Genomic DNA, 20,158 nt, shown 5'->3' with positions numbered 1-20,158 from the left:
GCTTAGAGGCGGCAGGAGGTATTAAATATGTGGATCAGTTTTCGATGCAAATTAGGGGGTAAAGTGGATCAGTTCTGGATGCAAATTAACAGCTGTTCTGGTTAAGTGTCTTCACTGTATGTGAGGACAAGGCGCTGAGGGGGGGCGACCTCTATGGGGGCAGGTAGTTAGAATAACGCACGACTATTTGCATATAGGAGTTAGAGCGAAGCAGGATGCCAGCGCCGAGGAGCAGTTATCGAGATTGCGGTAAGCGCCAGCGCTTGCCCTTGTTTATCACCAACAATGTGCTGGGGTTTTATTCATGGACTGGTCGATTGCCAAAGTTTGACAGGCGCTGTCTGTTTGCTGTGAGCCTTTTGCTAAGGCCACTATGGTATAGGTGCTGGCGCTAATGTTCACAATCGAAAAGTCGTAATAATCACTTACTGGCAACGTTAACTGACTGCTTGTGGCATAACTTGGATGGTTGAGGCGATAGGATTCTTGCTGAAGTTTGATGCGCAGTAACTGGGTTGCGCCATCGTTACGCCGAGATTTTATAATGTGCCCTTCAAATGTGGGGTAAACCACAATTGCCAAAATAGCCACAATCGCCACTACCACCATTAATTCAATCAAGGTCATTCCACTCAGTTTTACCCTAGTAAAAATATCTTCATGTCTTAGTTGCCAAGCCATATTAATTCCTTTTTTACTTTTCAGAATTTGAACTATAGTTAACAAAACGGATTTTGTGATAAGTTTTTTAACCTTGAGTATGGATGCTGAAATGTCTAAATCTTCTGGTATTACTCTTCTCGAATTACTCACTACCATCTCTATTATCACTCTTGTGCTGACCTTGGGTGTACCTGCTATTTTAAGCGTGCAAAAAACCATGCAATTAAAAGGTGCGGTTGAAGTCAGTTATTTCGCTTTATTACAAGCCCGAGCGACTGCGGTTGCAACTCGGCGTGATGTACATATCGCTTTAAACGCGGGTAAAAATTGGTGTATTGCTCTCAGTGATCATGGTTTGTGTGACTGTACTGTGTATAACGCATGCACTATCGAGGGTGTAGAACAAAAAATTCACTACAGCGATTTTCATCTTATTGAGTTACGTGATCTTAAATTTGGGCAAGATAATGTGGCGGTATTTGATGGTGTACGGGGTTTAGCCATTGGTAATGCTGGATCTGTGGTTTTTTCCGATGGTGGTAATCTGGTTAAATTGGTCGTGAGTAATATGGGGCGGGTAAGGATCTGCGTGCAAGCCGGTAAACTCGGAGCTTATGAGCCATGTTGAAACCTTTGAGTTTACAGCTAGGTACTACCTTGGTAGAGCTTATGATTTCCATGGCTATTGGTTTTGCTTCGTTAACTGCTATGGCCTCATTGGTCGGGCATGGCATAGGCTTAAATACTCAGCTTTTGGCTAAATCTCGTTTGGATGAAGAGCTTAATGGCATAGTTGAATTACTAATTAACGATATTAAACGTGCTGGTTTTGATGGCAATACCAGCAGTATAGTGAGTGATCCCAATACCTTGGTTTCACCCTTTGCAGGTTCGGTGGTGATCGCTAATCATCCTGCTGAATCGGCTAATAGTTGTTTATTGTTTGCTTATGATCGTAATAAAAATGGCCTACTAGATACCGTTAATACCAATGAAAACTATGGCTATAGACTTAAGGACAAGGCCATTGAAATCCGTTTGGATGGTTTGGGCTGTAGTATCAATGGTTGGCATGACTTAAGTGATCCACAAGTAGTCAAAGTCACTAAACTGGAATTCAAACTGCACAATCAGCAAAGTGGCAGTGTTAAGGCCAAACGCATTGAGCTGATTGTGGAAGCCGAACTGAAGAGTAACTCAGCGATTTCCAAGCGAGTGCATACCTCTTTTATGATTAAAAATTATGGCTAAGTTGCAACCTTTAATTGGCCTCAGGCGCGCAAGGCAACAGGGTGCTATCGTATTGGTTAGCGTGGTACTTATGTTGGTCATGGTGACTTTGATCACTTTGTACACAGGCAGAATTCAATCTTTTGAACACAAAATAATGCTGAATGGCCAAAACCAGCGTTTTGCTTTTGCCGCCGCCAACGCGGGTTTGAGTCAAGGTTTTGCAGAATTACAACACAACAAAAGTTGGCCACAGGCCACTGTCACAGGTTTGCTGCCCAATCAGCAGAGTTTTAGCGTGACGGCTAGTCAACAACAAATCAGGCGTCATACGCGTCAGTTTTTGTTGTTTGAACTCATAGCCTCAGGTAGTTCGCTTGATGGACTATCTACAGTGTCAGTGAGTGAACATGCCATTGTCTACCCTTTGTTAGCCAGTATTCCTATTGCGCCACTCATGATAGATGGGGATATTGATAGGCGTGCTACCTTTGAGCTCATTGCTAATCCGAATGGTGCGGGGCAGGGAATAGCCTTGTCGGTGTGGAGTAACGGTAGTGTTGATATGGCGCAAATTAATGGCCTGACCTGCGGTAAATTTGAGTATGTAAATAGTCAGTGCCGTAACCGAGCCTATTCACAACAAGGTCAATCTGGAGCAGATATTCTCGCCAATGATGGTAATTTTCCGGTTGATCTTATTGCTCATTTATTTAATTTTTCACTGCTGGATTATGCCGCATTGCGCGATCACGCCGACATACAGTTAACCGACTGTAATGCCCTGTCAGCACAGACATCTGGTTTTATTTGGGTAACTGGCGATTGTGATATAGCCGTCAATATTCAGCTAGGCGGTTTCACCACGCCGGTTATTTTGGTGGTTGCAGAAGGTAGTTTGTCTTTAAACCACGGTGCTAGCATTTTTGGTTTGGTTGTGCTGCTTAAAGATCCTGCAAGTGTAGGTACGCATGACGTATTGATGTCTACTACCAGTTTACTGACTGGCGCTTTGGTAGCTAATCAAAGCCTGGGGAAAACCGCAGGGGTATTCAGGGTGGTTTATGAACACGCTGTTTTACATTTGCTAAGTACCGAGCCACGTTTTTTGCGGGTCGCCAAAGTACCCGGTAGCTGGAAGGATCTCTAAATGCCACATACTAAGGGGTTTTCACTGGTAGAAGTGATGGTTGCTTCTTTGATGATCATGTTAGGAGTAACGGGCTATGTCACCTTACAAAGTGAGTTTGTATTGGCGGATTCTCAGCTCAACTTACGTAATGTGGCCTTGTATTTGGCTCAGGAAAAATTAGACGAACTGAGCAGTGTGAGTGAGTTTAGTCCTAAGGCTTATAACGATGTTGATAATAATGCTGGAGGTTTGGCGGCCAGCGGTAAGGTAGATGTCGTTTTGGGTAATAATCAGCAAAATCAGCGTTCGTTTAATGTGAACTGGAATGTAGAGCCTGCCTATTTTGTTGATAGCGACAATGACGGACTAGCCGATGTCTGGCTTAACTCTGGGCATCCCTTACTTACTCCTGCGCTGAGTAAAAATGTTGCACAAAAAGAAGTTGGTGTAACAGTTGATTGGTTGGATTATCAGGGTAAAACTCAGTCATTAACTATCAATGGGCGACTGGCTCCCGTGCTGCAAAGTAGCAGCGCGACGGTGATAAATGAGGCCGCCAGTATTAATCAAACTGCTCAGGTCTTATTTAGTTCCAGCCCCATTCCTGACGTAGTTGAAACCGACTTAGGTGCCAATGAAGTGATGCAAAGCGTTAGTCCAGTGGTATTGCAAAGTGGGTCTAACCAAGAAGTGGAGATATCACTAGACAAATATTCGCTATTAGCAGGACAAAAAATCAAAACGAGTCAAAGTGACTTTAGCACTCTTGCTTGTAGCTGCGAGTTAGTGGGCTTAGCGTTGGGATCAACACCAACGATGGAGGTTATTCTTAACGACAAGTTGAGCGTGCAAGTAGGGCGAACAGTGCAAAAAATGACAGGGGCCGCTACTCCAACAAGTCAGCCTATTTTGTGCCAGCAATGTTGCCGTGATCATCATGATTCAGCGCAAACCATCGCCGATGAAGAATATTATCGAAGCGAAAATGGTTTAGCCCATAGCCATTATCAACGTCAAAATAACGGTAGTTATAGCCCGGCGGTGTTGCCTGGTGAGCCTTATGATGAAGTCTGTCGTTTTAAACGTATCAACGGTGATTTTGTTTTATATCCGGATTGGCAATTGCTCGACATCCTAGTATTGAGCCCAGATTATTTGCTCAGTGCCAGCAATCAAATAGCCTACTCAGCTTATAATAAAAAACTACTTAACGCGGTTATTATGGGCTCAGCCATGCCAGCTAAACCAACAGGTAGAGATTTAGCTTTTAGCCAAGGTAGGTTTCAGTTTACCGCCAGAGGTTTGTATCTTGATCGTTTAAAATCCGCGGATAAAACGTTGATTAAAAGTAAGATAAGCAAAGGGGCAGTCGATTGGTTAAGCTTATTACCCTTTTATGATGTTAACTTAACCTTGTTGGCTGATTGGCATTCTTCCCAAACTAGTGTCGCCAGTATAAGCAATGATGCTGTAGCTATATTGCTTAATCCTACAAATCAATATTATCTGACATACAGCCGCGCATTATTGACGACGCACCAAGTGGGTACCGCTAGCATTAGTGCTAGCGCCTCTGGTTACAATGCTACAATGGCGGGAATTAAACCTATTTCACCTTTTGAAGTGCTGAGTATCAAACTGGATACCTCGGTTTCAGTTAAATAAGATTATTCAGTTTAGTAGGAAATAGCCTATTAAAGCGTGAGTGATTCACTCTTTGATTTGTTTCGTTAGGCTCTGTATTTCCAGTCATTTTTTCGTTCTGATGCCTAGTAGGTGCATTCTGCCCCATCAAAATATATACCTTTAATGAAGTAATAATAACCAAACCTTTGCGAATTTAGCTACCATAATGACATTGGGTAAAACTAAATTGAGTTAAGAGGTTGCAGTGTTAACAACGAAAACCACACACTATTGTCAGCCTAGTGCGCTGCACCGCAGTAAAGGTGTGGGCATGATTGAGATATTGGTGACTCTGTTTATTCTGTCCGTTGGCTTACTCGGTGTGGCCTATTTGCAGTTTGTGGGTTCGTTTACTAATTCTGAAGCTTTGAGCCGTTCTCAGTCGGTGCTGGTGGCTCAGCAATTTACTGAAAGACTGAGAGCCAATGCCGTATTTTCAGTTAGAGGCGATGGCCTAGTGGTACATAACGATTATTTTGATGCCACTCTTTACAATTTTGCTGGCTTATCTTGTCCCGGTGGCGGCTTGCCTTATCAATGTTATTGCCTGAGTCGCCCAATTACTATTCCGGATTGTAATGCCGGAACCTGCTCTAGTGCTGAAGTAGCAGCTTTTGATGGTTATGAAATATCCTGTGCTGCTGTCGCCTCCAACCCTGAGATTGAAATAGTCTTAAATTGTGAAGACAATAATTTAGCCGATACTCAGGCTTGCAGTGTCGGTTCAAAACATATTGTTATCTTAAGTTGGCCAGTAGAAAACTGGCAGAACATCAGCCGTACACTCAATCCCAAATGCAACGTTGGCAAAACCACGCCCTACGATTGTGTATCAGTAGACATAACATTATGAAACATCCCACTAAGCAGCAAGGCTTCAGTCTAGTTGAGATAATGATCACACTGGCACTTGGATTGGTTATTTCAGGCGCATTGATCCAAATTATGTTGGGCAATAACGTCACCGAACGTTTGAATCAGGCAGTGGCTTCTGTACAAGAAAGCGGTCGTTTTATTATTAGCCGTTTACGCAATGATCTGTTAATGACAGGCCGTTACGACATTCTTGCTCCTGAGCTTAACCGTGCCACCGACGTGGTGATCGAAGCGGCTTATGTGCAAAATAATCCCATCCCTATTGTTGGTGACTTTATCAGTGATGCCAGTATCGGCGCTATTGAAGGCGCGAGCGGCGCTAACGATACTTTGGTGGTGAGTTTTCAGGGCACGACAGATTGCCGGGGATACAAATTAGGTTATGCCGCCAACGAAGAGTTTTTTGTGGTGAATCAGTATTTTGTGACAGGTACTTCGCTGCAATGCCGTGGCTTTGATGGCAGGGTGTTGAGAGGTCAACAAGTTGCGGTGGGTAATGATAGCAATAAAGCTTATACCTTGCTCGATGATGTGCATAGCTTTCAGGTGCAATACGGCGTTACTAATACCCTAGCGGCGCAGGATAATTCTTCTGTGCCAGTGCGTTTTGTTACGGCTGACAGTCTGGCGGGTTTACGTGCTAGTGGTTCGCAAGTGGTGGCAATTCGCATTGCCTTGCTTATTCGCGCTGACTCTGACATTAACATCGACCCTGTACCCTCATTTAAGTTGCTCGACGAAGTTGCCATTCAGCCTAGTCAAAAACGCCTGTTTAAACAGTTTGAAACGACGATTACCTTACGTAATGTCAAAAATTTTATTCGCAGTAGGAATATATGAAACAGACCAATTTTAATAAAAATCGCGGCATGGTGATGGTGTTTGCCTTATTGATTTTAATGAGCCTGACCATCTTAGGGGTTACTTCTGTGTCAGGTAGTTTAATGCAGAGCAAAATGGCCTTGTCGATGGAAAGACGTACTTTAGCCTTTGATGCTGCAGAATCTGCTGTGGCAGCGGTTATTTTTGAAGCCGAAGACAAAGTTATTCTGGCTGATGCAGCCTTAAACGATCCTTTGTCGGATGCCCGCGGTGGTAATCAAATAGATTTGACCTTACAAACTTTAAGTTGTTTTGATAACAACACTTGGACCAATAGAACATTGACCAAAGACGGATTGGTTAAAGGTAGTCGTCATGTGGCGGCTGGAGAATATGTGGCGAGTCCTGCTATTGATAGCTGGTCAAGAACTGCATTTTTAAGAGAACAACCTTGTGTCGGCTCAAGCAACGTAATTGGTGGCAGTAATATCAGTTGCCACGTTTTTATTGTACGTGGATGCGGGCAATTGCAAGACAGTAATTATGTGGTAGCTAATACCTTAAACGCTTCGGTATTTGCACCGGCAGCCCAATAGAGGGGGCCTTTATGACTATTTCAAAAATCCTTAAATCATTTTTTAGTATCGTTATTTTTAGTTCTTTCAGTACGATTTCCATGGCCGACGACCTAGAAATCTATCTTGGGGTAGCGGGCTCCCAAGTCACTTACGACCCTAATATCTTATTTATTATGGACACCTCTGGCAGTATGACTGACAAAGATGGTGGTTCTGAGTCAAGAATGTTGCGGGTGCAAAATGCCCTAAAACAGACCTTAAGTTCGGTGACTAACGTTAACGCAGGTTTGATGCGTTTTTCAGATTACGGTGGGCCGGTTTTATACCCTATCAGGCCTATTGATGATGCGGTTAAACCAGAAATTATCACCTCAATTAGCAGTGGCAATGACGATGCTTACCAGATTGGTTCGACAGTTAATACCAACGCCAGCACCTTAAAAGTATCGGAAGGTACGTCCTCGGTATTGCTGGGTTTACGTTATCAAAATTTGAATATTCCCCGTGGTGCCACTATTACCGGAGCTTACCTAAGGTTTACCTCAAGTGCGTTTAATACCGGTGCTACTGACATCACTTTTAGTGCTGAACTTGCAGGCAACTCAGCGGCCTTTGCGACCTCGAGTAATAACTTAAGTAGTCGTACTAAAACCAACAATTCAGTGCTGTGGAACACCAGTAATGATTGGCCAATCTCCGGTGAAACCATCGCGTCACCTGATTTAACCAGCATCATTCAGGAAGTGGTTGATCAAGGCTCGTGGTGTGGTGGCAATGCTTTAAGCCTGTTAATTAACAGTGTAGGTGGTAGTGCAAGTAGTGCACGTAAGGCTGTCGCTAGTGAAGAAGGATCAGGAATTTCACCGCGTTTGGTTATCATTTACGATGACACCACAGCAACAGGTTGTGTAAAAGGCGAGCTTAGTTATCAAGTCAGTTCGCAAAAGTACAATGCTGAAGAGCGCTCTGATGGTTATGAATCTACTGGTAGTGAATTAAGTTTTTCATCTAGCTCTAATGCTTATATTGGGGTGACTTTCAACAAAGTACAGATACCTAGAAATGGTTCTATTGCTAATGCTTATCTGGAATTTACGGCATATCAAAACAGTTCAAACGACACTGCCTCTTTTACTATACGTGGAGTCGATGAAAATGATGTGAGTAGTTTTAATAATTACTCACGTTACCTGCTTAGAAACATGGATAAAACCGCCTCGGTTAACTGGACTAATATCGGTCGCTGGTACAAAAACAACGTTTATCAAAGCCCTTCAGTAACCAACATCGTGCAGCAAATCGTTAATCGTGGTGGTTGGAATCCCGGCAATGACATGATGTTTATATTTAGTAACTTTAATAGAACTCGGGGTGCGTATAGCTACAATGGTCAGCCTTCAGGTACCGTTCGATTAGTGATCGAATTTGAAGGTCCGGCAACGCCTGGGCAATCTTCGACTGTTCGGGATCATTTGATTTCTCAGGTTGAAGCACTCAGTGCTGAAGGTTATACCCCTATTGTGGATACGCTTTACGAGGCGGCCAATTATTATGCAGGTTTTGACGTAGATTATGGTCTTAAGCGTGGGGAGAGTTCTACTGCATCTAACGTAAGGCGTAATACTCGGGTTAGTAGTCGCTTGAGTTATATCGGTGGTGATTCGGTTTTGCCTAACGGCTGTACGGTTGATGACTTAGGTGTCTCTGCTTGTATGAATGAATATATCCCGGCTGGTGCAACCTATATTTCACCAGTGGTTGATAGGCAGTGCCAAACCAATAACCATATTGTGTTGTTATCGGACGGTGAAGCCAATAACAACCACAGCGTGACTAAAATTCAGAATTTATTGGGTAAAAACTGTAGTGGTTCGGGGGGCGAAAAGTGTGGTTTGGACCTGATTGACAATATCGGTGATGCAGATGAGTCCGTCATCGATAGTAAGATTTACACTCATACTATTGGTTTTGCCGCCAATAACGCCGCCAATGCTTTTTTAAATGACTTAGCCATAAAGGGTAATGGTGGTTTTTATACCGCAACTAATACCGCGGATTTAGTCACGGTGTTTCAGTCGATTCTAAAAACCGTTAAAGATGTCAATGCAACCTTTGTTTCGCCAGGTGTAGCAGTTAACCAACTTAATCGTTTGACCCATAATGACGAACTGTATTTTGCTTTATTTAAACCTGCTGAAGGTACCTTATGGCCGGGTAATCTGAAAAAATATAAATTGAATGGTGCGGATATTCTGGATAAAAACGGGATTAACGCGGTGGATAGTTTAACTGGATTTTTCAGCGACAATTCTCATAGTTATTGGTCAGTTTTGGCCGATGGTAATGATGTGCGTGACGGTGGGACCGCCAGTCAAATGGGTTTGCCACGAAATGTTTATGCCTTCTCTGGTAGCGGTAATATTTTGACGGCCGCTAATTTGGTACACGAAAACAATAGCAATTTTACCGTTAATGATTTAGGGATTGCAGCTGTACCGAATTCAGCCACTGTGCGTGAAACGGTATTGCAATGGGCCCGTGGTGTTGATGTGCGCGATGATGACGGTGACGGACTGTATAACGATACTCGTCAGCAAATGGGCGATCCGATCCATTCTCAGCCTGTGATTGTTAATTATACCCTCACTGACAGTGCTGTATTGGTGGCCACCAATCATGGTTATCTGCACTCTTTTGATCCTAATACCGGCACTGAAAACTTTGCCATTATGCCAAGAGAATTGATGGGTAATCTTTATGATCTTTATCGTGATAGTTCAACCTTTTCACATATTTATGGTTTAGATGGTGACATGGTGTTACGCACCGTGGGTAATAACAAATACCTGTATGTGGGCATGCGCCGCGGTGGCAAAAACTATTATGCATTTGATATCACCAGCAAAACATCACCTAAGTTATTGTTTAAAATTGAAGGTGGCAGCGCTAACTTTGCCAAGTTAGGTCAAACTTGGTCAAAACCTACAATCACTAAAATTCGCCTAGGCGCGACGGCTAAAAACGTACTGATATTTGGTGGTGGTTACGATGAAGATCAAGACAGTAAAGCTACGCGTAGTGCCGACAATGTTGGTAATGCTGTCTATATTGTTGATGCTGATAATGGCCAGTTAATTTGGTCGGCAAGTAATAATGGCGCAAACTTTAACCTCAGTACGATGCAATACAGTATCCCTGCACGGATTTCGGTGATAGACCGTGACAACGATGGTTTTGCTGATCATATGTATGTTGCTGATACCGGCGGGCAATTATTTCGTTTAGATATTCATAACGGTGAAAGTTTAGCGGATTTGGTGACGGGTGGTTTAATGGCGGATTTTGGTGGCAGTACCGCTGCAGATAATCGTCGTTTTTATTATGGCCCAGATGTGACCGAAATTAGCTTAGGTGCAGAGCATTATTACGCTGTTGCCTTAGGCTCGGGTTTCAGAGCCCATCCACTGAACAGCGTTATTGAAGATCATTTTTACATGATTAAAGATACCGGCGTATTTACCCTAGATGTTGATGGAGATTACTCTTTACCTTCAACCGTACTTAGTACCTCAAGTTTATACGATGCCACTAGTCATCTCTTAACCTCTAGCGATACCACAGTGCAGCAAGTGGAGGCCAATCAGTTTGCACAATTGTCTGGCTGGTATTTAAAACTGGATGAAGGAGGAGAGAAAGTTCTCGCCTCACCTTTGATCTTGGATTATCAGATTATTTTTACCACCTATTTACCTGCCACAGCCAGTAAAAGCGCTTGTGCACCACCTTCGGGTAATAGCCGCGCGTATTTGGTGGAGTTAATAAACGGTAATGCGGTAACGGATCTGAATAAAAATGGTGAATCGGATCATCAAGACCGCTATGCTCAATTGAAACAAACTGGGATTGCGCCAGATACTAAGATCCTAATAGAAGATATTATTAAACCCATAGTATGCTTAGGTACCGAATGTGCATCCACGGTTATTGAGCTGGACGCTAATGGCAACCAAGTCGCTTGTACCTCAGATTTTGGTTGTCTGGCAGAAAATATCTACAGTAACTTTGAACGAGTACAAAAAAGTAGCTGGAAAACCGAAACTGAAAGGCAATAGACATGTATCAACGAACAAACAATACAGGGTTTTCGCTGGTTGAACTGATGATAGTGGTGGCTATTATGGGCATCCTTACCATGATTGCTTACCCGAGTTATCAAGGATTTATTAAGGGCAGTAATCGTTCTGCTGCCCAGGCGGATTTGATGTCTTTTGCTGCGGCGATGGAGCGTCACAAAGCCGCAAGTTTTACATATAAGGCCGCCGCCGTGTCGGCAGCCGATACTGGCGCTCCCACTATCTATCACAAACATTCTCCCTCAGCCGAGCCATATGCTGACCGTAAATATGATTTAACCATCAAACAGGCGGCTGGTAGTAATTACATACTGGAAGCCAAGCCCACATCCAGCAGCATGCAAAGTGGTGACGGCAGTCTATTATTTTACAGTGATGGCAGACGGGCGTGGGACAAAGACAATAACGGCTCAGTCAGTGCGGCAGAATATTGCTGGAGTTGTTAACCCCAATTAACTGATGCTTTCAAACTGAGCTGAACCGATAATTTCAAAACTGTCTGTTCAGCTTTTTTATTGCCTACTCGATAATCTTTAATAATGCATTACTATCAATACTTAACTTTGCTTAATCTATGAATTAGGAGTTTTGTTATGAGTATTAATCGGATAGTGGTGCTGTTATGTTTTTTGTTGGTGTCAGGTTTGAGCCCCGCGGCTGAGCAGCTCAAAAATGACGAGCTTGTTAAACTGCAAAAGCAACTGAGTGAAGTACAAAAAGAGCTGGCTGAGTTAAAAACCTTGCTTAAAACCCGTTCTGATGGTGGTTTAGTGCTTAGTTCATCACGTGATATGCATATCGAGTCGGGCAAAAAGACTTTACTAAGCGCCGCCGATAAACTCACTTTACAAGCGGGTAAAGCGTCGATTGTTTTGTCAAAAAACGGTGACATTGAGATTAATGGTCGCAATATTCAAGTAACTGCAAGCAACGATATAGTGATAAAAAGTACAAAAGAGCTGGTGTTGAAAGGTTCAAAAATAAAGGAGAACTAATTTCAACTTTGGTAATAAATATAATGTGAACTTAGTATCTAAGGGCAGCTAAGGGCCGCACCTGTAGCATCTTCATGAATGCCATTTCTGTCACTGTCACTACTGACTTTGACACGTCCTTGTAAGGCGATAGTCAGTGAGCGTGCGTAATCTGCCTTTTTACTCTTGTGACAAAACAATAATATGGTATTAGCGAGTGCTTCACCGCTAGGGGTAAAAAATAAGGGGAGGTTGGGCCCACTAAGGATATTGTTGTCGGATATGGCGCTAGTTGTTGCTAAGAGTTCTTCTGCCGCACCACGATCGCCATCGTTATCACTGTCCACAAAGACTATTTTGGGATCGTTCCAGTTGGTGTTACAAGCTAAATAATCTGCTGATGGGCATACCACGGTGGTAATTTGCTCATCGATGGCGTTATTGCGGGCAAACTGAATTACCGCGCTTAACTCATTGATTTCAGATACAATTCTGTTTTTTATCAGAATGCTCTGAATACTTGGGCTGACAGCCATAGCTATTATCGAGACTATGGCTAGGCTGACTAACATTTCAATCAGGGATAACCCTTTTTGCATTCTCACAGGCATTCCTCTTCATCACATAGTGATAACATAAACTAATTTGCTAAAAGTTTGGTATAAAATGTATTGTCATGGTTAGAATTGCTATACATATAGGCTTATTTGTTAATGCAGATCCTAAGCAGACATGTGAATATTAATACCAACACTGGGCATCCAGAAGTTTAAGAAAATAATAGGGTTGAATGATGTTAACTTCTACAGTAATTGAGCAAATGCGTGTATTACCGGAAATTGATCCGGTATTTGAAGTGAAACGTCGAATTGCTTTTATCAAAACACAACTCCAAAATAGTGGGCTAAAAACATTGGTCTTGGGGATTAGTGGCGGCATTGATTCGTGTACGCTAGGCAAATTAGCCCAACTTGCGGTTGATGAACTAAATGAGCAGCACGCGGGGGCTTATCGTTTTATCGCTGTGCGTTTGCCCTACAATGTGCAAGCCGATGAGATTGATGCTCAGGCATCGATTGATTTTATTCAGCCTAGCCAAAACATAGCCGTCAATGTGCAGCCAGGAGCGGATGCAATTGATCAACAAACCTGCTTGGCTTTAGCTGATCTGGGACTGTTGCCACAGAGCGATTCAAAACGGGATTTTGTCAAAGGTAATGTCAAAGCCCGTACCCGCATGATCATTCAGTATGAAATTGCCGGTATGCTGGATGGTTTGGTTTTGGGTACGGATCACTCTGCCGAAAATATTACCGGTTTTTATACTAAATATGGTGATGGCGCTTGTGATTTGGCTCCCTTGTTTGGTTTGAATAAAAGGCAAGTCAGGCAAGTGGCGAGTTATCTTGGCGCTCCTGATAAGGTTATTTACAAAGCTCCCACAGCCGATCTTGAGTCTCTGGCACCACAAAAAACCGATGAACAAGCTCTTGGTTTGAGTTATGAGCAAATTGATGACTTTTTAGAAGGTAAAGCCGTGGCCACTGAAGTTGCGGACAAGTTAGTTAATATCTTTGTTCGTACTCAACATAAACGTGTACCTATTCCCACTATCTATGATTAACCCTCACAATATGAGTATCACAAAATGAAAAAAGTAGAAGCCATCATCAAACCTTTTAAACTAGATGACGTGCGCGAGGCACTGGCACAGGCTGGGGTAAGTGGTATTACGGTAACAGAAGTAAAAGGTTTTGGACGTCAGAAAGGTCATTCCGAAATGTACCGCGGGGCTGAATACAATGTAGACTTTTTACCTAAAATCAAAATGGAAATTGTGATCGAAGATGCCTTGTTAGACAGGGTCATTGAAGCCATTATGCAAACAGCGCAAACCGGTAAAATTGGCGACGGTAAAATTTTTGTGGTTGATGTTGAGCGCGTTATCCGTATCCGTACCGGAGAAGAAAACGAAGATGCTGTGTAAAACACACAGCCTTTTGCTCGCGAACTGCAATTCAACTCGATTAATTGTTAATTAATCGTTAATTTGTGTGAAAAGTGTTTATGGATGAAATAAATAAATGCGACTCTAGGTCTGCTGTTCTGAACGTAAACGTACCAAGCCCGTAATTGTGTTACAACTCAAGGATATCACTTATGAAACAAATTAAAAAAACCACTATCGCAAGTTCTATTGGAGCTGTGGTGATTGGCTCTTTAGCCAGTCTAAGCGCACAAGCCACTACTAATCCTTTTGGCATGCAGTCTTTAGAATCAGGTTATATGTTAAGTGCTGCAGAAGGCAGTTGTGGCGCAGACAAAAGCAAAGATGCCAAAGATAAAGAAGGCAAGTGTGGTGAAGAAAAAGCCAAAGCCATGGCTAAAGATATGAAAGAAGGTAAATGCGGCGAAGGCAAATGTGGTGAAGGGAAGTGCGGAGGTGATAAAGCCAAAGACGCTGCCAAAGACATGAAAGAAGGCAAATGCGGTGAAGGTAAGTGTGGCGAAGGCAAATGTGGCGCCGATAAAGCCAAAGACAAAATGAAAAAAGAGGGTAAGTGCGGCGAAGGTAAATGTGGTGCCGATAAAACCAAAGATGCAGCCAAAGATAAAATGAAAAAAGAAGGTAAATGTGGCGAAGGCAAGTGTGGTGGTCAAGCCTAAGTCAACAGGTCTTATCCCACACCATTGGAATTACACGGCGGCGTCATATAAATGAGACCCCTTGAGCTCAAGTGACTAGAGCACATCAAGGCGAATGAGTGAAGCCAACAAAAGTGCAATTTCAAGAGGGTAGGGTATAAACGAGGCCAGCTTATGCTGGCCTTATCATTTATGAAATTGGGGGGCGTGTTGCGGTGTTAAATAGCAAAACCTTAAGTGGGGCTGGGCTCGGTTTGCGTCGTGAGATGCTTAGCCACGTTTTGCCAAGTGCCCAAGGCATGGATTTTTGGGAAATAGCCCCAGAAAACTGGATCCCCATGGGCGGTAAATATCAAAAAATATTGCGCCAATTTACCGAGCAAAACACCTTTGTCTGCCATGGTCTGTCATTATCTATTGGTAGCCCCGATCCATTGGATGTGAATTTTGTTAAGGCCGTTAAAGGTTTTTTAGACGAACACCATATTCTGTTTTATAGCGAGCATTTAAGTTATTGCTCAGGCAATGGCCATCTTTATGACTTGATGCCAATTCCCTTTACTGAGGAAGCAGTCAAACATGTGGTGCAAAGAGTTAAGCAAGTACAGGATATTCTTGAACGCCCTTTGGTCTTAGAAAACGTATCCTATTATGCCGCGCCGGGTCAGCAAATGACCGAGCAAGAGTTTACCTTGAGCATACTTAAAGAGTCCGGCTGTATGCTCTTACTCGATGTGAACAATATCTACGTAAACTCTATTAACCATCGTTATGATGCCAGCCAGTTTTTAGCAGCGATGCCGAGCGATAAAATAGCCTATGGCCACATTGCCGGGCATTATGATGAAGCCGATGATTTAAAAGTCGATACTCACGGCGCCGATGTCATTGAGCCTGTTTGGCAATTATTGCAACAAGCCTATGAATTACATGGCGTTTTTCCAACAGTGCTTGAGCGTGATTTTAATATTCCACCATTGACTGAGTTACTCAGCGAAGTCACCCATATCAAACAACTGCAACAGGCCGCAGCGTTGGCAAATGTTAGCAAAAGGCTGGCATAAGATGGATTTCCAAAACATTCAGCATCATTTTGTTGCTCACCTGAAAGATCCTGAACAGCATCCTTTTGAGCTAGGCTCAGATCAAGTTATAGAAGAGCGTAGGCTGAGTATTTATCGAGAGCTGTTTTTTAATAATATTTTAGGCTTTTTAAGTTCTGGGTTTCCTGTCCTTGAGTCGCTGTATAACACTAATGAATGGCGGCGTTTGGCTCGCCAGTTTATGGCCAGTCATCATTGTCGCTCACCCTACTTTATTGATATCAGTTTAGAGTTTGTTGAATTTTTAAGTGAAGAATATGAGTTAAAGCCAAATGATCCGCCTTTTCTAAAAGAACTGGCCCATTACGAATGGTTAGAGCTGTCTGTCAGTATTCGTAAAACAGAGCAAGATATCGTGCTTTGGGATGGACAATCTGAGGTTAAGGCAGTGCAGTTTTCGCCTTTAGCTTCCTTGGTGAGTTATCACTATCCGGTACATCAGGTCAGCCCTGAGTTTCAACCACAACAGCAGGGTGAAGCTGTTTATTTGGTGGTTTGCCGAGATAAACAAGATGAAGTGAATTTTGTTCTACTCAACCCACTAACGGCACATTTACTGGATATCATTCAACAGCAAGAAAGTATTAATATTAATGAGCTTCACGATGTTTTAGCCCCAATTTTACCACAACTATCATTAGTACAATTGGATTCAGCGCTGTCTGAAATTATCCAACAAATGTTAACAAAAGAGATTCTATTGCCCTGTGCAGAGTCTTAGTGCGCCAATGTAAAAGCTACCAATTTGCAGCACTTTGTTTTACCATCTCGCCCCTGATTTGATTCAATCATTATTGTCTGTTTGGAGTCCCGCTATGCAACAAGATATGCAACATGAAAATGCAAAAAATGATCCTTTTAGCTGGGGGTATGTTGCAGCCGCGTTAGTGGTTTTGTTAGCTTTACCTTTGATGAACGCCATCATTGGTTGGTTTGTGTACTACCTATAATTTCATTTTTAAATACTTTATTTAAATATTTTTTGTTTCGTTAACAACGGGGAAATTTGTGTCCGCCGCCTATATAAAGTCGGTCATTAAGACCGTGCCTAATTATCCCAAAGCTGGGATCATGTTTCGTGATGTCACTTCTGTATTAGAAGATCACAAAGCGTATTCGCAAACGATTGCCTTATTGCTGAAACATTATGCACCTATGGGGTTTGACAAAGTTGCTGGCACCGAAGCCCGTGGTTTTCTGTTTGGTGCCCCGCTGGCCATTGAGTTAGGTATTGGTTTTATACCCGTACGTAAACCACGTAAATTGCCACGAGCCGTGATCAGCGAAAGTTACGAACTTGAATACGGTACCGATTCATTAGAAATCCATCAAGATGCCGTCAAACCCGGTGAAAAAGTGTTGATGCTGGATGATTTACTCGCTACTGGCGGCACCATGATCGCTACCGCAACATTGATCCGCCGTTTGGGTGGCATTGTAGAACATGCCGGTTTTGTGATTTCACTGCCTGAACTGGGTGGTGAACAACGACTGCTCGACAATGGTGTGACTAGTTTTTCAATCTGTGAATTTGAAGGCGAGTAACTAATTAGATGAGTTATCAGGTATTAGCACGAAAATGGCGCCCCAACTGTTTTGCCGAATTAGTCGGACAAGAACATGTCGTAACCGCCATCTCTAATGCCTTGGATAATAATCGTTTACACCATGCTTATCTGTTTACCGGTACACGCGGAGTGGGTAAAACCACTATCGCGCGGATATTTTCCAAAAGCTTAAATTGTGAAACAGGTTTGACTGCCACTCCATGTGGAAAGTGCAGTACTTGTGTGGAGATTGAACAAGGCAATTTTATTGATTTGTTAGAGATAGATGCCGCCTCACGTACTAAGGTCGAAGATACCCGCGAATTACTCGATAACGTGCAATATCGTCCTAGTCGTGGTCGTTATAAAGTCTACCTCATTGACGAAGTGCACATGCTGTCTAAACACAGCTTTAATGCCTTACTTAAAACGCTGGAAGAGCCACCTCCCCATGTAAAGTTTTTACTGGCGACCACTGATCCACAAAAACTGCCGGTAACTATTTTGTCTCGTTGTTTGCAGTTTAATCTTAAAGCCTTATCCCGCACGCAAATAGCCAAACAGCTTGATTTCATCTTGCAGCAAGAACAACTCACCTTTGATGCCGAAGCCTTAAGTCAGTTAGCCCGTGCCGCTCAAGGCAGTATGCGTGATGCCTTGAGTTTAACTGACCAAGCTATTGCCCAAGGTAATGGTGTGGTGAGTTTACCCATTGTGACCGCCATGCTCGGTTTGATGGATAAAAACCTGGTACTGAAATTACTCAACGCGGTATTGCAAAAAAATAGCGCTGAGATGATGGACTTGGTTGAGCATATGTCGATGCAAGCCGCTGACTTTAGTCAGGTACTCGCCGAGTTAATGAGCTTGTTGCATCAAGTCGCCTTAACTCAGATGGTGCCAGAGGCCTGTAAGCTCGAAACTATCGCGGCCAGAGCTATTTTTCAGTTAGCCAAAGCCGTTGCTCCCGAGCACATTCAACTGCTATATCAAATTGTATTAAACGGCAAAAAAGATTTAGCCCATGCAGCTGATCCCCGTTCAGGTGTCGAAATGACCTTGTTACGTATGTTGGCTTTTTGTCCGGATAAGCTGGTATTAACACCACTAGATCTGGCTTCATTAGCACCTCAACCAGTGCCAATTGTTACAGCACCTCAGGTCGAGCCACGTCAGCCAGAGGATAAACAACAGGATAAGCAGCCCCTTGTTGGCGCAGAAAATCCACCGATACATACAGCAATAGAAGCTCCACCTGTGGCTGCTTTGCAAGCTCAAACCTCGCCAGAAGAACTCGTAAATCAAGCGATTGAGCAGCCACAGAACACAGAATACCTAGCAGATGAGGCTGACTATTATGCATCGGCAGTCGATGATGATGAACAGCAAGATTCTGCCAATAGTGACTATGAGCAAGATTTGTTTGAACAACAGCAAGAGATTTTCAGGCAAATTGAGGATTACGGTTATACCGCCTTAGTACCTACTGATGAAGTGGCTGGAGTTGATAATAAACAGCAAAATCAGCATCTTGCGCCAGAACTATCAAGTCCTACAAGCTTGAGCAATACAGAAGCAATGTTAGCCTTACGTAAAAAATTGTTGCAAGAGCAGGCCCTAGTTGAGGAGAGTGAGACAAAGGGAAAAAAGTCTGAACCAAGTGCGGTACCAAACTTGGCGTCTTTACGCCCCACCAACTTTGCTACCGAGCCTAGTGTTGAAACTAAACCTGCTGGGATAGAGTCTCCACCCTTAGATATTCCAACTAGTGGCGCCTTACCAACAGCAGACGCAGCGTCACCAATACAAAGTGACAAAGCTACACTACCACCTTGGTCAATGACAGAAGTAGAGCATTCATCAAGCCCTGAATTGGTTGAGGAAGTATTGGCACCACTTGCTGACATACCTCAGCAAGAAGTCTATATGCCTTTTGATACCCACGGGCATCTCGCTTTAGATAAACAAGGCGAAGTTAATTTAGAAATCCCAGTGTTTTTGCAAGACGAGCAAAAGGTGCAATCGGCAACTCAGCTTGATGATTGGAGCCGGCTTATCGACAGTATTCATGTTACTGCTTTAACCAAACAACTGGCTTTACATTCTTCGTTTGCCCAGCAAGGCAATGTTGTCCGTTTGGTATTACTCGAATCTAAACAACACTTAAATACGCCTTCAGCGCAAAAACAGCTTAATGATGCACTGTCAGCCCATCTTGGCCAAACAGTCGAACTTGAAATTGAGCTGGGCAACCCCATAAATACTCCTTTTGCTATTCAACAAAAAATTCAACAGATCCGCCAAGACTACGCTCATCAGGTGATAAGTAGTGATAGTAGCGTAGCCTTAATGGAAGAATTGTTTGCAGCTAAAGTAGATAAAACCAGCATTCAAGCCAGATAATTAAAATTTAAAGAGAGAGAGACATTATGTTTAAAGGTGGTATGGGCAATATCATGAAGCAAGCGCAACAAATGCAAGAGCGCATGCAAAAAAATCAAGAAGAGCTAGCTAAGGTCGAAGTGGTTGGTCAATCAGGTGCTGGTTTAGTTAAAGTGACTATGACTTGTAATCACGCGACTCGCCGAGTCGAAATCGATGAAAGTTTGATGCAAGACGACAAAGAAATGATCGAAGATTTAGTCGCTGCAGCCATTAATGACGCCGTGCGCAAAGTGCAAGAAACCACCAAAGAAAAAATGGCTGATGTCACTGGTGGTATGCCAATGCCTCCTGGCTTCAAGATGCCGTTTTAGTCAGTAACAGAT

The 20,158-nt window shown here is 43.1% G+C and carries 21 protein-coding genes; 19 read left to right on the top strand and 2 right to left on the bottom strand.

The window, feature by feature from the left end; translation table 11 throughout:
- Positions 1 to 276 precede the first annotated feature (276 nt).
- Positions 277 to 681: a type IV pilin protein gene (locus AX660_RS20945; protein ID WP_068381682.1), complete on the bottom strand. Its 405-nt coding sequence runs from the start codon at positions 679 to 681 to the stop codon at positions 277 to 279.
- Between the two features lie 91 nt (positions 682 to 772).
- Between AX660_RS20945 and AX660_RS20940 the strand changes: the two genes are divergently transcribed.
- From AX660_RS20940 to AX660_RS20895, 10 genes are all read left to right on the top strand, one after another.
- Positions 773 to 1,291, top strand: coding sequence for a GspH/FimT family pseudopilin (locus AX660_RS20940; RefSeq protein ID WP_082769056.1), 519 nt, complete (start codon positions 773 to 775; stop codon positions 1,289 to 1,291).
- Entirely contained in the window at positions 1,285 to 1,914 is a 630-nt protein-coding gene (locus AX660_RS20935; RefSeq protein WP_068381679.1) for a prepilin peptidase dependent protein B, read from the top strand. Before AX660_RS20940 ends, AX660_RS20935 begins: the two co-directional genes overlap by 7 nt.
- On the top strand, positions 1,907 to 3,043 hold the full coding sequence (locus tag AX660_RS20930; protein WP_068381677.1) for a hypothetical protein: 1,137 nt from the start codon (positions 1,907 to 1,909) through the stop codon (positions 3,041 to 3,043). Before AX660_RS20935 ends, AX660_RS20930 begins: the two co-directional genes overlap by 8 nt.
- Complete coding sequence (locus tag AX660_RS20925) at positions 3,044 to 4,690, top strand: type IV pilus modification PilV family protein (protein WP_068381674.1); 1,647 nt, start codon at positions 3,044 to 3,046, stop codon at positions 4,688 to 4,690.
- A 226-nt stretch (positions 4,691 to 4,916) separates the two neighbouring features.
- Complete coding sequence (locus AX660_RS20920) at positions 4,917 to 5,564, top strand: prepilin-type N-terminal cleavage/methylation domain-containing protein (protein ID WP_407669416.1); 648 nt, start codon at positions 4,917 to 4,919, stop codon at positions 5,562 to 5,564.
- Positions 5,561 to 6,427 (top strand): PilW family protein, encoded by an 867-nt coding sequence (locus AX660_RS20915; protein WP_068381668.1) that lies wholly within the window; start codon positions 5,561 to 5,563, stop codon positions 6,425 to 6,427. Before AX660_RS20920 ends, AX660_RS20915 begins: the two co-directional genes overlap by 4 nt.
- Positions 6,424 to 7,005 carry a pilus assembly PilX family protein gene (locus AX660_RS20910; protein WP_068381665.1) on the top strand — a complete coding sequence of 194 codons (582 nt, stop codon included), beginning with the start codon at positions 6,424 to 6,426 and terminating at the stop codon, positions 7,003 to 7,005. The genes AX660_RS20915 and AX660_RS20910 overlap by 4 nt, the downstream gene beginning before the upstream one ends.
- Before the next feature lie 11 nt (positions 7,006 to 7,016).
- Complete coding sequence (locus AX660_RS20905; RefSeq protein ID WP_068381663.1) at positions 7,017 to 11,099, top strand: PilC/PilY family type IV pilus protein; 4,083 nt, start codon at positions 7,017 to 7,019, stop codon at positions 11,097 to 11,099.
- 2 nt (positions 11,100 to 11,101) lie between these two features.
- Complete coding sequence (locus AX660_RS20900; RefSeq protein WP_068381661.1) at positions 11,102 to 11,566, top strand: type IV pilin protein; 465 nt, start codon at positions 11,102 to 11,104, stop codon at positions 11,564 to 11,566.
- A 147-nt stretch (positions 11,567 to 11,713) separates the two neighbouring features.
- Positions 11,714 to 12,115, top strand: a complete 402-nt coding sequence (locus tag AX660_RS20895) for a hypothetical protein (RefSeq protein ID WP_068381658.1) — start codon at positions 11,714 to 11,716, stop codon at positions 12,113 to 12,115.
- A 38-nt stretch (positions 12,116 to 12,153) separates the two neighbouring features.
- On the opposite strand, the gene AX660_RS20890 is transcribed toward AX660_RS20895, so the two are convergent.
- Positions 12,154 to 12,693: a GspH/FimT family pseudopilin gene (locus tag AX660_RS20890; RefSeq protein ID WP_235594802.1), complete on the bottom strand. Its 540-nt coding sequence runs from the start codon at positions 12,691 to 12,693 to the stop codon at positions 12,154 to 12,156.
- 194 nt (positions 12,694 to 12,887) lie between these two features.
- Here AX660_RS20890 and nadE point away from each other — a divergent pair, with 194 nt between their 5' ends.
- The 9 genes from nadE to AX660_RS20850 all read left to right on the top strand — a co-directional run bounded on the left by nadE (position 12,888) and on the right by AX660_RS20850 (position 20,146).
- Positions 12,888 to 13,718, top strand: a complete 831-nt coding sequence (nadE, locus tag AX660_RS20885; protein WP_068381655.1) for an ammonia-dependent NAD(+) synthetase — start codon at positions 12,888 to 12,890, stop codon at positions 13,716 to 13,718.
- A 24-nt stretch (positions 13,719 to 13,742) separates the two neighbouring features.
- Positions 13,743 to 14,081 (top strand): P-II family nitrogen regulator, encoded by a 339-nt coding sequence (locus tag AX660_RS20880; RefSeq protein ID WP_068381653.1) that lies wholly within the window; start codon positions 13,743 to 13,745, stop codon positions 14,079 to 14,081.
- Between the two features lie 173 nt (positions 14,082 to 14,254).
- Positions 14,255 to 14,761 (top strand): HvfA family oxazolone/thioamide-modified RiPP metallophore, encoded by a 507-nt coding sequence (locus tag AX660_RS20875; RefSeq protein ID WP_068381649.1) that lies wholly within the window; start codon positions 14,255 to 14,257, stop codon positions 14,759 to 14,761.
- A gap of 194 nt (positions 14,762 to 14,955) precedes the next feature.
- On the top strand, positions 14,956 to 15,804 hold the full coding sequence (locus AX660_RS20870) for an HvfB family MNIO-type RiPP peptide maturase (protein WP_268801399.1): 849 nt from the start codon (positions 14,956 to 14,958) through the stop codon (positions 15,802 to 15,804).
- 1 nt (position 15,805) lies between these two features.
- The gene (locus AX660_RS20865) at positions 15,806 to 16,564 is read left to right on the top strand and encodes an HvfC family RiPP maturation protein (RefSeq protein WP_068381647.1); all 759 of its coding nucleotides are present in this window, start codon (positions 15,806 to 15,808) and stop codon (positions 16,562 to 16,564) included.
- A 94-nt stretch (positions 16,565 to 16,658) separates the two neighbouring features.
- Positions 16,659 to 16,793, top strand: a complete 135-nt coding sequence (locus AX660_RS23655; protein ID WP_268801398.1) for a hypothetical protein — start codon at positions 16,659 to 16,661, stop codon at positions 16,791 to 16,793.
- 58 nt (positions 16,794 to 16,851) lie between these two features.
- Positions 16,852 to 17,388, top strand: a complete 537-nt coding sequence (gene apt, locus AX660_RS20860) for an adenine phosphoribosyltransferase (RefSeq protein ID WP_068381643.1) — start codon at positions 16,852 to 16,854, stop codon at positions 17,386 to 17,388.
- A gap of 8 nt (positions 17,389 to 17,396) precedes the next feature.
- Positions 17,397 to 19,793 carry a DNA polymerase III subunit gamma/tau gene (dnaX, locus tag AX660_RS20855; protein ID WP_068381639.1) on the top strand — a complete coding sequence of 799 codons (2,397 nt, stop codon included), beginning with the start codon at positions 17,397 to 17,399 and terminating at the stop codon, positions 19,791 to 19,793.
- Positions 19,794 to 19,819: 26 nt separating this feature from the next.
- Entirely contained in the window at positions 19,820 to 20,146 is a 327-nt protein-coding gene (locus AX660_RS20850) for a YbaB/EbfC family nucleoid-associated protein (protein ID WP_068381636.1), read from the top strand.
- Positions 20,147 to 20,158 lie beyond the last annotated feature (12 nt).

The sequence above is a fragment of the Paraglaciecola hydrolytica genome, assembly GCF_001565895.1.
Taxonomy (GTDB): Bacteria; Pseudomonadota; Gammaproteobacteria; order Enterobacterales; family Alteromonadaceae; genus Paraglaciecola; species Paraglaciecola hydrolytica.
Note: the sequence above shows the minus strand (reverse complement) of the source record. Positions and strands in the feature narration are given on the sequence as shown.

Excerpts from the sequence above, each read along its gene's own strand:
- AX660_RS20945 (WP_068381682.1), bottom strand. The coding sequence starts at position 681 with ATGGCTTGGCAACTAAGACATGAAGATATTTTTACTAGGGTAAAACTG.
- AX660_RS20940 (WP_082769056.1), top strand. The coding sequence starts at position 773 with ATGTCTAAATCTTCTGGTATTACTCTTCTCGAATTACTCACTACCATC.
- AX660_RS20935 (WP_068381679.1), top strand. The coding sequence starts at position 1,285 with ATGTTGAAACCTTTGAGTTTACAGCTAGGTACTACCTTGGTAGAGCTT.
- AX660_RS20930 (WP_068381677.1), top strand. The coding sequence starts at position 1,907 with ATGGCTAAGTTGCAACCTTTAATTGGCCTCAGGCGCGCAAGGCAACAG.
- AX660_RS20925 (WP_068381674.1), top strand. The coding sequence starts at position 3,044 with ATGCCACATACTAAGGGGTTTTCACTGGTAGAAGTGATGGTTGCTTCT.
- AX660_RS20915 (WP_068381668.1), top strand. The coding sequence starts at position 5,561 with ATGAAACATCCCACTAAGCAGCAAGGCTTCAGTCTAGTTGAGATAATG.
- AX660_RS20910 (WP_068381665.1), top strand. The coding sequence starts at position 6,424 with ATGAAACAGACCAATTTTAATAAAAATCGCGGCATGGTGATGGTGTTT.
- AX660_RS20905 (WP_068381663.1), top strand. The coding sequence starts at position 7,017 with ATGACTATTTCAAAAATCCTTAAATCATTTTTTAGTATCGTTATTTTT.
- AX660_RS20900 (WP_068381661.1), top strand. The coding sequence starts at position 11,102 with ATGTATCAACGAACAAACAATACAGGGTTTTCGCTGGTTGAACTGATG.
- AX660_RS20895 (WP_068381658.1), top strand. The coding sequence starts at position 11,714 with ATGAGTATTAATCGGATAGTGGTGCTGTTATGTTTTTTGTTGGTGTCA.
- AX660_RS20890 (WP_235594802.1), bottom strand. The coding sequence starts at position 12,693 with ATGCAAAAAGGGTTATCCCTGATTGAAATGTTAGTCAGCCTAGCCATA.
- nadE (WP_068381655.1), top strand. The coding sequence starts at position 12,888 with ATGTTAACTTCTACAGTAATTGAGCAAATGCGTGTATTACCGGAAATT.
- AX660_RS20880 (WP_068381653.1), top strand. The coding sequence starts at position 13,743 with ATGAAAAAAGTAGAAGCCATCATCAAACCTTTTAAACTAGATGACGTG.
- AX660_RS20875 (WP_068381649.1), top strand. The coding sequence starts at position 14,255 with ATGAAACAAATTAAAAAAACCACTATCGCAAGTTCTATTGGAGCTGTG.
- AX660_RS20865 (WP_068381647.1), top strand. The coding sequence starts at position 15,806 with ATGGATTTCCAAAACATTCAGCATCATTTTGTTGCTCACCTGAAAGAT.
- AX660_RS23655 (WP_268801398.1), top strand. The coding sequence starts at position 16,659 with ATGCAACAAGATATGCAACATGAAAATGCAAAAAATGATCCTTTTAGC.
- dnaX (WP_068381639.1), top strand. The coding sequence starts at position 17,397 with ATGAGTTATCAGGTATTAGCACGAAAATGGCGCCCCAACTGTTTTGCC.
- AX660_RS20850 (WP_068381636.1), top strand. The coding sequence starts at position 19,820 with ATGTTTAAAGGTGGTATGGGCAATATCATGAAGCAAGCGCAACAAATG.